This is a genomic window from Clostridium sp. NSJ-145 (genome assembly GCF_021044725.1).
In the GTDB taxonomy this organism is placed as follows: Bacteria; Bacillota; Clostridia; order Clostridiales; family Clostridiaceae; genus Clostridium; species Clostridium disporicum_B.
Genome location: NZ_JAJNOS010000004.1, coordinates 21,073 through 35,377, shown reverse-complemented (window position 1 = coordinate 35,377; position 14,305 = coordinate 21,073). Strand labels below are relative to the sequence as shown.

General features: G+C 29.3%; 11 protein-coding genes. 1 reads left to right on the top strand and 10 read right to left on the bottom strand.

The genetic code is table 11. The annotated features are described in order from the left end of the window. Positions 1-54: 54 nt before the first annotated feature. Positions 55-1,491, bottom strand: a complete 1,437-nt coding sequence (locus LQE93_RS05120; protein WP_231072385.1) for a 6-phospho-beta-glucosidase — start codon at positions 1,489-1,491, stop codon at positions 55-57. 380 nt (positions 1,492-1,871) lie between these two features. On the opposite strand from LQE93_RS05120, the gene LQE93_RS05115 reads away from it, so the two are divergent. Next, on the top strand, positions 1,872-2,762 hold the full coding sequence (locus LQE93_RS05115) for a MurR/RpiR family transcriptional regulator (protein WP_055263816.1): 891 nt from the start codon (positions 1,872-1,874) through the stop codon (positions 2,760-2,762). A gap of 139 nt (positions 2,763-2,901) precedes the next feature. Here the strand turns inward: LQE93_RS05115 and LQE93_RS05110 are convergent, their stop codons facing one another. The 9 genes from LQE93_RS05110 to LQE93_RS05075 form a co-directional block, all read right to left on the bottom strand. Beyond that, entirely contained in the window at positions 2,902-4,317 is a 1,416-nt protein-coding gene (locus LQE93_RS05110) for a 6-phospho-beta-glucosidase (protein ID WP_055263818.1), read from the bottom strand. Between the two features lie 268 nt (positions 4,318-4,585). Next, positions 4,586-5,980 (bottom strand): MATE family efflux transporter, encoded by a 1,395-nt coding sequence (locus tag LQE93_RS05105; RefSeq protein ID WP_231072384.1) that lies wholly within the window; start codon positions 5,978-5,980, stop codon positions 4,586-4,588. Between the two features lie 214 nt (positions 5,981-6,194). After that, a complete protein-coding gene (locus LQE93_RS05100; RefSeq protein WP_231072382.1) occupies positions 6,195-8,783 on the bottom strand; it encodes a hypothetical protein in 2,589 nt (862 codons plus the stop codon). Further along, the gene (locus tag LQE93_RS05095; protein ID WP_231072381.1) at positions 8,783-10,864 is read right to left on the bottom strand and encodes an efflux RND transporter permease subunit; all 2,082 of its coding nucleotides are present in this window, start codon (positions 10,862-10,864) and stop codon (positions 8,783-8,785) included. The genes LQE93_RS05100 and LQE93_RS05095 overlap by 1 nt, the downstream gene beginning before the upstream one ends. A gap of 309 nt (positions 10,865-11,173) precedes the next feature. Next, positions 11,174-12,007, bottom strand: a complete 834-nt coding sequence (gene nudC, locus LQE93_RS05090) for an NAD(+) diphosphatase (RefSeq protein ID WP_231072380.1) — start codon at positions 12,005-12,007, stop codon at positions 11,174-11,176. A gap of 88 nt (positions 12,008-12,095) precedes the next feature. Further along, positions 12,096-12,689: an HAD-IIB family hydrolase gene (locus LQE93_RS05085; protein ID WP_331000412.1), complete on the bottom strand. Its 594-nt coding sequence runs from the start codon at positions 12,687-12,689 to the stop codon at positions 12,096-12,098. A gap of 62 nt (positions 12,690-12,751) precedes the next feature. Beyond that, the gene (locus tag LQE93_RS16785; protein WP_269144336.1) at positions 12,752-12,925 is read right to left on the bottom strand and encodes an HAD family hydrolase; all 174 of its coding nucleotides are present in this window, start codon (positions 12,923-12,925) and stop codon (positions 12,752-12,754) included. 191 nt (positions 12,926-13,116) lie between these two features. Then, positions 13,117-13,440: a hypothetical protein gene (locus LQE93_RS05080; protein ID WP_055263830.1), complete on the bottom strand. Its 324-nt coding sequence runs from the start codon at positions 13,438-13,440 to the stop codon at positions 13,117-13,119. Between the two features lie 195 nt (positions 13,441-13,635). After that, positions 13,636-14,259 carry a DUF47 domain-containing protein gene (locus LQE93_RS05075; protein WP_231072379.1) on the bottom strand — a complete coding sequence of 208 codons (624 nt, stop codon included), beginning with the start codon at positions 14,257-14,259 and terminating at the stop codon, positions 13,636-13,638. Positions 14,260-14,305 lie beyond the last annotated feature (46 nt).

Sequence of the window (14,305 nt, the reverse complement as noted above, 5' to 3'; positions counted from 1 at the left end):
GAATCTATTATTTCTAATAAACCTGTACCTATGTAAATACCTCTTAAAAGAATATTATTCTAAATCATCTCCATTAGAAGCTATAACCTTTTTAAACCAATCAAACGAGTCCTTTTTACTTCTTTCTAAAGTCCCTTTGCCTTCATTATCTCTATCTACGTATATAAATCCGTAACGTTTCTTCATTTCTCCTGTAGTAAATGATACACAGTCAATACATCCCCATGGAGTATATCCCATTAAATCCACACCATCTTCTTCTACTGCAATTTTCATTTGCTCAATATGAGCTTTTAAATAATCTATTCTATATTGATCATGACATGAACCATCCTCTTCCTTCACATCAATAGCTCCAAATCCATTTTCAACTATAAATAATGGTAACTCATATCTTTCATAGAACATATTTAAAGCATAACGTAATCCTTCTGGATCAATTGCCCATCCCCAATCAGATACTTTTATAAATGGATTATCTACAGAGTGCTCTCTTGAACCATCTGTAATAGTAGAAGTATCTCTATGAGCAGTTGAATCAACAGTATTACTCATATAATAACTAAAACCAATATAATCAACAGTTCCTTCTTTTAATGCCTTCTTATCATCTTCAGTTATCTCTACATTGAATCCTTTTCTTTCAAACATCTTTAATGCATAAGCTGGATAATGTCCTCTTACTTGTACATCACAGAAGAAAAATCTATCATGCATAGCTTGCTGAGCTAAAACCATATCAGCTGGTCTGCAGCTAAATGGATATATTGGAACCATAGCTATCATATTTCCTATTTTAAATTCAGGGTTAATTTCATGTCCAACTTTTACAGCTAAGGCACTTGCTACTAATGTATGATGTCCACATATATACATTGCTTCTTCTGGGTTTTCATAATTTCCAAAATGTGCTCCTGAGTTAGTCCATCCAAATATATCATTTTTATAGTTCATTTGGTTATTTATCTCATTAAAAGTCATCCAATACTTAACTTTATCTTTATATCTTTCAAAACAAACCTTTGCAAATTTAACAAATAAATCAATTGTTTCACGACTCATAAATCCGCCATATTCCTTAGCAATATGATATGGCATTTCAAAATGACTTAATGTAATAACTGGTTCTATACCATACTTTAATAATTCATCGAAAACATCATCATAGAACTTTAATCCTTCTTCATTTGGCTCATTTTCAATTCCTAATGGAAATATACGAGTCCAAGCTATAGAAGTTCTAAAACATTTAAATCCAAGCTCTGCAAATAATGCTATATCCTCTTTATATCTTCCATAAAAATCTATTCCAACATGATTAGGATAGTAATTTCCTTCAACTACACCATCAGTAATTACTCTTGGTACTCCATGAGCTCCTGCTGTCATAACATCAGCTACTGATAAACCTTTAGATGTATTTAATACTCCACCTTCAAATTGATGTGCAGCTAAAGCTCCACCCCATAAAAAATCTTTACCTAATGACATATACTCTCCTCCAAATCTATAAAAAAATCTCTAAACAAAACCTTAGAAATATTTTATCGTCTCTTGTAGTTTCATTATATAAAATATCTATATACTATCAATAATTCTGATTATTATTGAAATATCGTTCGAAATTTTTTCAATAAATCCTTAAAAATCTTCAAACATCATTTTTAAATTTATCTAATACTAATTATTTATTTACATATTTCCAATAATATTCAAGCACTAAATATCTTTTTATAATACTAAATATCGTGAATTAGGGTATAGTATCATATTATAAAATATGTTACTTATATCTTTTATTTTATTAGTTTATATATTAGACTTAATTAATACACTGGATTAAAATATCTAATTTTATAAGGAGCATAATTATGTTAATTATCGAAAGACTTGAACAATGTGATTTTTCAGCTTCTGAAAAAACATTAATAGATTATATACTTAAAGCTAAGGAGTCTATTAAAGATAAAACCACTAAAGAAATAGCAAAAGAAACCTTTACTTCTGCTTCTACTCTAGTGCGAATAGCTCAAAAACTTGGTTTTTCTGGTTGGAATGAACTTAAAGAAAGTTATTTAAAAGAATTAGAATATTTAAATAGCCACTTTGATTCTATAGATGCCAATATTCCTTTTAATAAAAATGATAGTATTCTTTCGATTGCAAATAAAATAGCAAATTTGCAAAAGGAAGCTATACAGGATACACTTTCCTTAATCACCTATAAAGATTTAGAAAAAGCTATTAAAATAATAACAAATTCAAGCTATATAAACTTATTTGCTGTTAGTAATAATGCATTGATAAGCCAAGAATTTAAGCATAATATGTCTAGAATAGGTAAAAGAGTAGAAATGTGTACATTACAAGGAGAACAGACCTTTGCTGCTTATCTTGCAGAAAAATCCTCCTGTGCCATGATTATTTCTTATTCTGGTGAAACACCTTCTTTAAAAAATGTTGTCAGTGCCCTAAAACATAAAAATATACCTATTATAGCTATTACAAGTATAGGTGGTAATTCATTATCTGAAGATGCTGACTGCGTTCTTAGAATATGTACTCGAGAAAAACTATACTCAAAAATAGCTACATTTACTACAAGCACTTCTATTGAGTATGTTTTAAATGTAATATATTCTTGTATTTTTTCTTTAAATTATGACCAAAACTTAAATTCACGTATTAAAGCTTCTCATTATATAGAATCAGGTAGATATTCTACAGTCGATATAATAAAAGAAGATTTTAAGGATAAATAGCCTTAAAATCTTCTTTATATATATTAGAAATGCAATAAGTATTTTTAGTTAATCAAAATACACTTACATCCTAATACTATTACTTTATAAAATACATGCTTTAATTTATTATAATTTATATTTTATATATTTCTATTAACTAAACAAGTTCCACAACTTTGTTTTCTCTTTCCATTATTTCCATAACAACAGGGTCATTGCTTCTAATACCTTGTTCTTTTAACTCAGCAATCTTTTCTGCAAATTGTGGCAAGTATTTAGCATGAGCTACTAGCATTTCATCTAAAACTGTTTTAGCAATTGCTCCACCTTTAACTTGTGGATTTAGTAAGAATGCTTGTAAAGCTAGTCCGTAATCACCGTTTATAGCAGCTTCTATAACACATTCTTCCATAGCCTTCATAACTTGAATCCATCCTTTTTCAGCTGAATTTAATTTACCCCAAGCAACTGGCATAGCTCCTGCAGCAGTAATATATGAAGTAACTTCAACTATGCTGTCTGGTGCTAAATCAGGAATTGCACCATTATTTTGTGTACTTACTACCATAGGTATTTTCTTATCATTATAAATAGCATTTATACATTCACAAGCTGCATCACTATAGTGTGTTCCACCTCTCTTTGTTAATTGCTCTGGCTTATAGTTAAGGTTTGGATCTTTATATAGTTCAAATAATTCAGCTTCAGTTTTCTTAACTTGCTCTCCTCTTGTACCTTCTCCATTAAACTCTTCAAGTCCATGTTCTAACATCTCATCTTGTAAGTAGTAATATCTATGATATCCACAAGGAATAATATTCATTTGTTCTAATTGTTCTCTTAAGAATTTAATATTATGAATATTAGCAGGAGTTCCATCATCCTCTTTTCTATCATACATATTCTTAATTATTTCAGCAGTTACATCATTTCCTTGTTTATCAGACACTTTATGCCAATGGAAGTGATTTAATCCAGCAAATTGGAATATTAACTCATCTTCTTTTTTATCTATTAACTTAGGTTCTCCCATCATTGCACCTACTGGTACATTACAAAGACCTATACATTTCTTCCATCCACCATGCTTAATAACAGCTTCAGTAACCATTCCTGATGGGTTAGTAAAGTTTATTAACCATGCGTTTGGACATAATTCTTTCATGTCTTCCACTATATCTAATATCACTGGAATAGTTCTAAAAGCTTTAAACATTCCTCCAGCACCATTTGTTTCTTGTCCTAACATACCATGACTAAATGGAATTCTTTCATCCTTTATTCTTGCATCTAAAAGACCAACTCTAAATTGAGTAGTAACAAAATCTGCATCCTTTAAAGCTTCTCTTCTATCTAATGTTAAATGTACTTTTACATCATGTCCTGAAGCATCCCACATACGTTGAGCCATTGCTCCAACTATTTCTAACTTTTCTCTTCCTGCTTCAACGTCTACTAACCAAAATTCTCTTATTGGTAGTTCGTGATATCTATTTATAAATCCTTCCATTAATTCTGGAGTGTAACTACTTCCTCCACCTATTGTAACTATCTTTATTGGTCTTTTTTCCATAATTAATTTTCCTCCCATTCCCTTTTAAAAAAATATTTTTAACTTGTCGTTAAAACCTTTTCTTTACACTTATTATAGAATTAATTATCCAGTAACTATTTTCATTTTTTGAAATTATTGTTTCATTATATACATTTTCATTTTTTGAAAATAATACCTTTCTGTAGTAATCATATATAAAAATTCAACTATTAAACTAAAGCTAACTATGTATCTCCATAAATCACTACCTTTAATCCAACTCTCTTACTTTTTAATCTCTTAGTTCTTAATTTGCATTATCCACTATTAACTCACCATATGCTTTATCATTACTTTTGCTTGAAGTAGGCAGTTTTACTTTAATAAACCTTCTAAAATACATCCCATTAGTTACTGTTGTTAATAAATCTGAAATTGGCTCTGCAAGTACAACTGCCATAAGCTTATTTGGTAACAACATAGGTAAAACATAAATTAAAGGTATTAATAATATTATTTTTCTATAAAATGCAAAGAAAAATGATCTCTTGCCTTCACCTAGCGAATTATACGTTTGCTGGAATGTTGAGTTTGCACCCATTATCATACAACCAAAAATATATATTCTAAGCATACTCGCAGCTTGATTTAGCAATATCTCATCATTAGTAAATATTGATATAAACATCTTTGGAAATAATTCCATTAACACCGTTCCTAAGAACGAATATATTAAACATACTACAATAGCTAATTTTATTGTTTTTCTAACCCTATCATAATTCTTAGCTCCATAGTTAAAGCTTATAATCGGCTGAGAACCTTGCGCTATACCTTCTATAGGTAATAATATAAACTGGAACATAGATATCATTATTGTCATTGAACTAACTGCTATATCTCCTCCATATTTTAACAACTGACTATTAAAACATATTATTAAAAGCCCTTCTGTTGAGCTCATAAAAAATGGAGCTGAACCTAAAGTAACTATTTGCTTCATTATATTTCTGTTAAACATTAAGTATTTTCTATGTATTCTAAGTAATGTTCTCTTACCAAACAAAAAGCTTAATACCCATGAAAATGATACAAATTGAGATAGTACTGTAGCTAATGCTGCTCCTTTAGTTCCCATATTGAATCCAAATATGAAAATTGGGTCTAATATTATATTTAATATTCCACCAATTATTATTGTCATCATTCCAAACTTAGCAAATCCCTGAGTATTTATATAAAAGTTCATACCAACTGTTAATTGAACAAAAGCTGTTCCTAAAGCATATATTTTCATATACTCTAAGGCATAAGGTAAACTATTTTTACTAGCTCCAAAAAGTATTAATATTTCTTTGTTAAATAATAAAATTAATATTGTTATTATTACTGATGAAATAATTAATGCCATAAAACTATTAGATATTATATTATCTGCCTCATCTGTATTATTTTCTCCCATCTTTATAGCTGCTAATGGTGCTCCCCCTCTCCCAAATAACCCTGTAAATGCAGTAATTATAGATATAATTGGTACACATACACCTATTCCAGCCATAGCCATTATTCCATTATCCATTCTTCCTATATACATTCTATCTATCATGTTATAAAGCAAAGTTACCACCTGTGCGCAAATAGCTGGTATTGCTAAAGATGTTAAAAGTTTTGGTATTTTTTCATGTTCTAATTTATTCCCCATATATACTCACTTCCTAAAACGTATTTTAAAATCTAAATATATGGTATTATAATGTCTTCATAAAATAAACGTATTACACCAATCTTTGAACGACATTTTAAAATTTTGCTAATTTTTATTTACTAATTCTAAACGCCATTTTAATAAAACAAAAAACTTTAAGCCAAAATATCAGCTTAAAGCTTTTTTAAATATAATATTTAATTTATTAATTTTAGTGGAATAGATTTTTTATTCTTGAAATTATTCCATCTTTTTTAGTTTCATTTTCTGTTGTTTCAGTAGTTTTATCATTATTTTTTTCGTCAGTTACTTCCTTATCATTACATTTTACCGAATTACTTCTCATAATGAACTTAACTGACCCATCCATATGCTCAGATAAACCTGAGTATACTCCATACTCTTTTGACATTTGAACTAATTCATCTTTAACTTCTACAAATCCATCTATAGAATCAAGAACTGTACTTCCTTTATCAGTTATTTTATCTAAACCTTCCTCTTTAAGCTTAGAAACACCATCATAAAGCTCAGATGTACCATTTTCTAATTGGCTAGTTCCTTCTAATATTTGAGAAGATGCTGTTCTTAAATCATTAGCTCCTGTAGCTAAACTATTTCCTCCATCAGCTAATTGCGAAACACCTTCACTTAAGCTTGTTCCACCTTTAGCTAATGCGGTAGTTCCATTATATAAAGTTCCTACTGCATCATTAATCTTCTTAGAATTGTCATTTAGCTCTTTAGCTCCATTTACAAGCTGATTACTACCAGCTTGTAACGCTGTTGTTCCCTCTTGCAACTGAGTTGTTCCTGCTGATAGCTGAGTACTTCCTGCATATAATTGACCTACTGCATCATTTATCTTACTTGAGTTTGAATTTAATTCATTAGTTCCAGCTAATAAATCACCACTACCTTTTGTCAATTTTGAAATACCAGTTTCCAAGGCATCAGTAGCATTTGCTAATTGTTGGCTTCCCGCATAAGCTAGACCTACACCATCTGACATATTTGCCGCTCCTGATTTCAAATTTTCTCCATTACTAATTAACTCTTCAAAATTTCCATTTAAATATTGAGAAGTTTGTAAAGCTGTATTTAAGCCTTCTGCTAATTCATTAGCTGAAGTAGCTGCTGTACTCAAACTACTACCTAAAGTAGCTAATCCACTCTTTTGACCTTCTGATACCTGTGATATTCCTCCACTAATTTGTTGAAGTGATTCAGTTAATTCTGGGTTAGTGTCTCCTAGCGCTTCTATTATTTGATTTAAGTTACCTGCAAGTCCATCTAAAGTCTCTGTACTTCTAACTAATTCTCCCAATCCTTCACTACCGCCTGAAAGTCCATTACTTAGAGCCGCTGCCCCTTCTGAAGCTGTGGTTATTCCATCATTTAGTTTAGAATATCCACTTTGAAGTTTTACAGAGTTATCTACATAATCAGTTACCCCATTTGCAAGAGTTTCTCTACTTTGGTCTAGCTGAGCAAGTCCACTATTTAAATCTGTTATTCCTTTAATTAATGTTGGTGCTTGTTCTCCTAAACTACTTATTCCATCATTTAAATCACTTGCACCTTTTGCTATACTAGATACACCTTCATTAAATGTCTCATAATTACTTTTAACTTGACTCAATCCATCTTCTAATTGTTTTGAGCCATCTACTAAAGCTGGGACACTATTGTTCAATGCATTTACTCCACTATCTAAAGCAGTTGCTCCATTTGATAATGTTGCTACACCTTCATTAAATAATGCATAATTATCTTTTATTTGTCCAGCACCATTCATTAATGCATTTGCTCCTGTAATCAATTCTGGGACCTTACCATTTAATTCAGATATTCCACTATTTAATTGAGTAGCTCCATCTGCTAAAGTGCTTACTCCATTATCAAAAGTTTTATAATTACTAGCTAGTTCTTTTTGTCCTTCTAATAACTCTTTACTTCCAGCTAAAAGTTCCTCCCCTCCATCCTTAAGATCATTCAATGAATTTCTTAAATCATTTATAGTTTCTGAACCCTTAATTTCCTCTAACTCCTCACTTGAAGTAGTTACAAGCATCATAACTGCTGGAATTTCAAAATTCGTTGTCTCACCTGTTATTTCTATTGAATCTTTTAAGTCTAAATCCATATTAATATCTTCATTATCATCAAATAAATTATCTAAATCTAGAGATTCTTTAAGACCTGGTAGAGAAATAAATGTTATAAATGAATTATTACCATCATTTAATATTTTCCCTGTATTTACTTTAACATTTGAAAAATTATCATTAGATAAAGTTAATTCTGTGGCACTTAAAAATGGTGTATATAAAGTCCTAGTTTTTCCACTTATCACCTTTGTTTTACTTTCATTATTTGTTAGAGTTAAAGTAATCTTAAATTTTCCTGACTCCCCTAATACATCCTTAGGATTTACTTCTTTTCCATTCAACTCATATTTAATTGATAATGATACCGGTAATTTATTATTTGTTTCTCCCTGGTAATAAAGATCTGTTGTATCAATATCCCACTTTAAAGTATCTCCATTTAAAACTGGTTCTTCATCACCTTTAACATTTTTAACATTTTTCAAGTTTGATTTATCTGTAAAATTTCCTAAAGTTTCATCACTACTTATCCAATCACTCACTATTTGCTTTGTTGGATTTCCGTTTTCATCCAATAATACATAAACAGTTTCATCTTTTTTAATATCTTGTGCAAATGCCATTGTTGATGTTGTAGTTGCTATCAAAGTTGCTAAACATATAATCTTTTTTGATAATCCTTTATTCATTACTCTTCTCCTCCTTCAACACATTCAACAAAGTTTTTACTTGTTTTAACTATTATTTTTTCACAAAGTAATAAGATGCCTGGAAGTATGAACAATATAACAAACATACTTATTATTGCTCCTCTTGCCATCAATGTGCATAATGAGCTAATCATCTCCATATCTGATATAATTCCAACTCCTGCTGTTGCCCCAAAAAATGTTAAAGCGCTAGTTACAATTGATCTTATTGAGCCTTGAAGCGCTATTCTCATAGCCTCTTTCTTATCTTTATTCTTTGCAAGTTCTTCTTTAAATCTTGATGTTAACAATATTGCATAGTCAACAGTTGCACCTAACTGGATAGTTCCAATTACTATGGATGCTATAAAAGGAATGCTTGTATTCATGTAATATGGAATACCAAGGTTTATATATATTGCAAGTTCTATTGCTAAAACTAAAATTATAGGTATTATTGGTGATTTAAATATAATTAATATAATTATGAATATTGCTATTATTGATACAAAGCTAACCATCTTAAAATCAGTATCTGCTATATCTATCAAGTCATTTGTCAATGGAGCTTCTCCACCTACTAACCCCTCTGGGTCATATTTTTTAACAATATTATTTATTTCTTCAAGTTGAGCTGTTACTTCTTCTGATGCTGCTTTATATTCTGAGTTAAGCATTATTTCTTCATGTCCACCATTTTTTATCTGATCCAATAACTCTTCTGGAATAAAGCTTTCAGGAATTCTTGGCCCTAATATATCTTCAAGTCCAATTACTGAAGTAACCCCATCAACAGATTTCAACTCCTTAATCATTTGATTAACTTTATAACCATCTAAATCTTCGTCTACAAGAATAATATTAGTAGACATCATATTGTACTCTGTTTTTAACTTGTTATTCGCAACTATTGATGGTAAATCTTTTGGAAGAGATTCATCTAAATTATAATATACCTTTGTATTTCTATACCCTATTAATGCTGGTATTAAAATTAAAGCCCCAATCAATACTAAAACCTTATTATGATTTATAACCCAAGCTGATGATTTTTCAAACTTAGGTAAAACTGTTTTATGTTTAAATTTATGAATAGCTTTATCAAATACCAGTATAAGTGATGGTAGTACTGTAACCGTACATATTAATCCAAATACTACACCTTTAACCATTACTAGCCCTATATCTTTACCTAGAGCTAACTTCATAACACATAAAGCTAAGAATCCAGCAATAGTAGTAAGTGAACTTCCTGCTATTGATCCTATGGTTTTTTCTATAGCTGATGCCATAGCACTTGTCTTATCTTTTTGAATCAATCGTTCTTCATCATATCTGTGTAATAAGAATATTGAATAATCCATTGTCACACCTAGTTGTAATACAGCTGATAAAGCTTTTGTAATATATGAAATTTCTCCAAACCATATATTAGTTCCCATATTATATATAATTGCAATTCCTATACTAAGTAAAAATATTATAGGTGTTAAGAAAGATTCCATAGTTAACGCTAAAATTACTAGTGAAATAATAACTGCTATTAATATATATATTGGTGCTTCCTTATCAGCTAAATCCTTAGTATCTTTAATAACTCCAGCTACCCCACTTAAAAAAGCTTGTTTACCTGTAATATCTCTTATCTCTTGAACGGCCTCTTGTGTATCTATATCTGCATCTGTTTCACTTAATTTAACAATCATAAGAGTTGAATTATCCGAGAAAAGCATGTCCTTAACACTAGAATGTAAAATCTCTATTGGTACTGAAATATCTAAAGCATCATTTATCCATATAACTTCATTTACTCCCTTTACCCCTTCAACCTTTTCTTTTAATTTCTCAACATCTTTATTCTCCATGCCTTCTACTATCAGCATGGCTAAGGAACCACAGCCAAATTGTTCTTTTAGAATCGATTGCGCTTGCCTTGTTTCTAAATCACTTGGCAAATAGCTTAAGATATCATAATTTACTTTCGTACTAAAATAACCAAAAGCTGATGGTATTATCAAAATAAATGCTAATACTAGTATAACTACTCTATTTTTAGCTATTATCTGTGATAGTTTTCTCATAAAAGTTTACCCCTTTCTTTTACTTCCAACTGATTTTATAACAATTGTTATTTTTTTACAATTTCAATTTCCAACTTTCTCACTTTCACTTTTGGTTTATTTTTTCATTTAATCCTTTATATAATACTCATCCTTTACTTTGCTCTTTTTTTCTCTTCTTTTCTTCTGCTAAATTTCTAAGTTAGCTATTTTGCTATATTCTGCATTTCAACATTTCTGTCTATACATTCAAAGTTAATAATTTATTCAATCATTATGTTACAAAAATTAATTATCGCAAATTAAAAGAGCCGTTATAAAACGACTCCATCATATTTTACCCACTCTAAAGAACTCTATCATTTCTTTTGTTAAGCTAATATTTAATTCCGGTTTAGGTATATCCTCTCTCTTAATCCATATTGCTTCAGCTAACTCGTCCTCATCTAAAGTTATTGTGGAATCTCCATCTAAATCTACAAAAAATCCCGATAAAACTGATCCAGAAAGTCCCCAAGGCTGACTTTTATAGTATCTAATATTTTTAACCTTAAGACCTACTTCCTCCATAACTTCTCTTCTTACAGTTTCCTCTAAAGATTCTCCTATCTCATTATATCCCGCTACTAAAGCATAGTTTTTATAAGGCCCTTTAGCATATCTAGTTAAAAGCATCTTATCACCATCTATTATCCCTACTATTACACCTGGTGATATTCTTGGATATCTAATATTATTGCAATTGTTACATACTAATGACCTTTCCTTATCACTATGTGCCATTATACTTCCACATCTTCCACAATATCTATTAGTATCGTACCACATATAAAGATGATATGAAGTAAATCCAGCAAAAGCCATCCATTGAGGCTTCATAGTTCTAAATACTTGTATACTATCCTTTACAAAAATTTCACTTTCTTTAACATCTGCCTTTAGCGCCAAGAAAAACCTTTTTTCATCTATAGTAAACATATATATTAAATGCTCTAAACCATCTAATACTCCCATTACTTCTTTATACTTAGGTATTCTTTTTTCATTACCATCTTTTATTAATATAGCCTTGTTTTCTTTAAAAGCTACTATATAATCATTATTTCTAACTTTAAACTTTCCATAAGTACTATTATACTTATGTGGTTCTATATCCTGTATCATAAACTTCCCACCCTTTCCTCAGTGTTATTTCTGCTACTAAAAAAATAGCCCTATTATACTTAATAGTATAACAGAGCTTCTTTTATTTTTAATCTATACTTTTTTCTAAGATAAACTTTTCAATAAGTTCTGCAACTACGCCTTCATTATTAGTAGCCTTTGTTACATAATCACAGGTTTTCTTTACATCATCTACTGCATTTTGAGCAGCTACTGAAAGTCCAGCAACCTTAAGCATAGCCATATCATTATAGTTATCTCCTACTGCAATAGTATCCTTAATATCTATATTTAATAGATTTGCTAAATCTATCAATCCTTGTCCCTTATCAACACCTAGAGTATTAAATTCCATATATCTATTAGATGAATAACTTACTGAGCATTGTCCTTCTATTATACTCTTCATATCTTCTTCTAGTGACATTAAATAATCAACATCAACATTTTGATAAATAACTTTAGAAATTTCTTCATTTTCTAAAAAATCTACTGTATTACTGTCCATTCTAATATGATTTATTCTACTTAATCTTTGCTCTTCACTGTCAGAAATATTATAAACATATAAATCTCTTTGAGTATAAATATGAATACATAAATCTTTTTTTAAACCATACTCAAAAAGTTCTTTCATCTTACTAAAGCTTAATCCTTTAAACTGTAATATTCTATTGCCAATATTCTCTGTTAAAGCACCACCATTAAATGAAAGTACATATTCACCTTCTTTATTATGAAGTTCTAATGTTTTAAGCCCTTTTGAATTAATTCATATCCACGCCCTGTAGCAGGTACAAACTTAACTCCATACTCTTCTCTTGCTTTTTTTATTAAATCAATATTTCTTTGACATATTTCATGATTGTCATTTAATAATGTTTCATCCATATCACATGCTATTAGTTTATAACCCATAATTCATCCCCTAATTTTATTATTATAAGTTTCACTTTAAAACTTAATTACTTTAATTATAATTCCCACCTGCTATAATTCATTTTCATATTTTGAAATTATATAAGTTAATGTGATAATAACTTACTTATTAAAAATTAAAGGATACCTACATCAGGTATCCTTCTATTAATATACAAATCTAATTTTCTCTAGTATTCAAAAGTTAGAGCTACTTCCCCTTCTCCTATAATACAAATAATTCTATTTGGCTCTATATTTCTCAATGTAAACTTTTCTTTTACTGGCAATATTGAAAAATATTGCAATCCTAAATTCTCGTCAAAAATCATCATTTTAGTCAGTGTATCAGTTGTTAATGTTACATTAATATTCACAGTTTTTGTATTATCAAATCTATAAAATCCCTCTGTATAAGTGTTAGAAATAGCAGGTATTAAATCTTCAGAACAATATACCTTAGTGCTAAACATACTTAATACAATTATAAGTGCTATTAAAAGCTTTTTTAACATATATAATCTCCTTATCCTTTAAAAATTTATATTTTTTTCACTTTAAATTCTAAACCTTCCTATTATTTATTATGGATTATTTTATTTTATATATTCTTTCAAAAACTATATAAAATAATCTAAAACTAACAAAAGTTTAGGCTTTAGATAAAAAGACTTTTATACGAAATAGCTTTCTCCTTTACGCAGTAAATTCTAAGTATTTCTCATTATTACACTTTCGATTCCATCAGCTACATGTTCACAAGCATCACAACACTTCTCAAAATACTCAAAAGTTTCCTTCCAGGTTATAAATTTAATAGGTTCCATTATAGATGAATAAAAACCTCTTATACTTCTAGTATAAATCCTATCACCTTCTTCTTCTAAATCACTAATATTAATTATTAGCTTTCTTATTTCAGATGATTTTTTAAAGTTTCGGAACTCTTTAATCAAAGCACTAGTTTCATTACATATCTTCACTATTAACTTGCTAAATTCAACTGCTTCTTCCCTCATAACACTAATATTAAACATATAAATTCTAACTAAAACATCTTCTATAGCATCAGTTACATTATCTATCTCATTGGCAAGTTCTATAATATCGCCTCTCTCAATAGGCGTTATAAATTCTTTTGATAGCTTATTAATCATCTCATGTTTTTTTATATCTGCATTATGTTCAATTTCATGCATATCTTTTATCCTACTATCTATTTGGCTCATTCTAAAATTACTTATGGTATTATCTAATAACGAAGCAGCTTCACATGAATATCCTATCAAATCTACCAGCATTTCAAAATAGTCGTTATTTTTCTTAACTGCCATTTAATCAATACTCCCTTCAACCTTTTTAAGTTTCAAATTATACATT

Coding starts and splice junctions, on each gene's coding strand:
- LQE93_RS05120 (WP_231072385.1), bottom strand. CDS start 1,491: ATGTCATTAGGTAAAGATTTTTTATGGGGTGGAGCTTTAGCTGCACAT.
- LQE93_RS05115 (WP_055263816.1), top strand. CDS start 1,872: ATGTTAATTATCGAAAGACTTGAACAATGTGATTTTTCAGCTTCTGAA.
- LQE93_RS05110 (WP_055263818.1), bottom strand. CDS start 4,317: ATGGAAAAAAGACCAATAAAGATAGTTACAATAGGTGGAGGAAGTAGT.
- LQE93_RS05105 (WP_231072384.1), bottom strand. CDS start 5,980: ATGGGGAATAAATTAGAACATGAAAAAATACCAAAACTTTTAACATCT.
- LQE93_RS05100 (WP_231072382.1), bottom strand. CDS start 8,783: ATGAATAAAGGATTATCAAAAAAGATTATATGTTTAGCAACTTTGATA.
- LQE93_RS05095 (WP_231072381.1), bottom strand. CDS start 10,864: ATGAGAAAACTATCACAGATAATAGCTAAAAATAGAGTAGTTATACTA.
- nudC (WP_231072380.1), bottom strand. CDS start 12,007: ATGATACAGGATATAGAACCACATAAGTATAATAGTACTTATGGAAAG.
- LQE93_RS16785 (WP_269144336.1), bottom strand. CDS start 12,925: ATGGGTTATAAACTAATAGCATGTGATATGGATGAAACATTATTAAAT.
- LQE93_RS05080 (WP_055263830.1), bottom strand. CDS start 13,440: ATGTTAAAAAAGCTTTTAATAGCACTTATAATTGTATTAAGTATGTTT.
- LQE93_RS05075 (WP_231072379.1), bottom strand. CDS start 14,259: ATGGCAGTTAAGAAAAATAACGACTATTTTGAAATGCTGGTAGATTTG.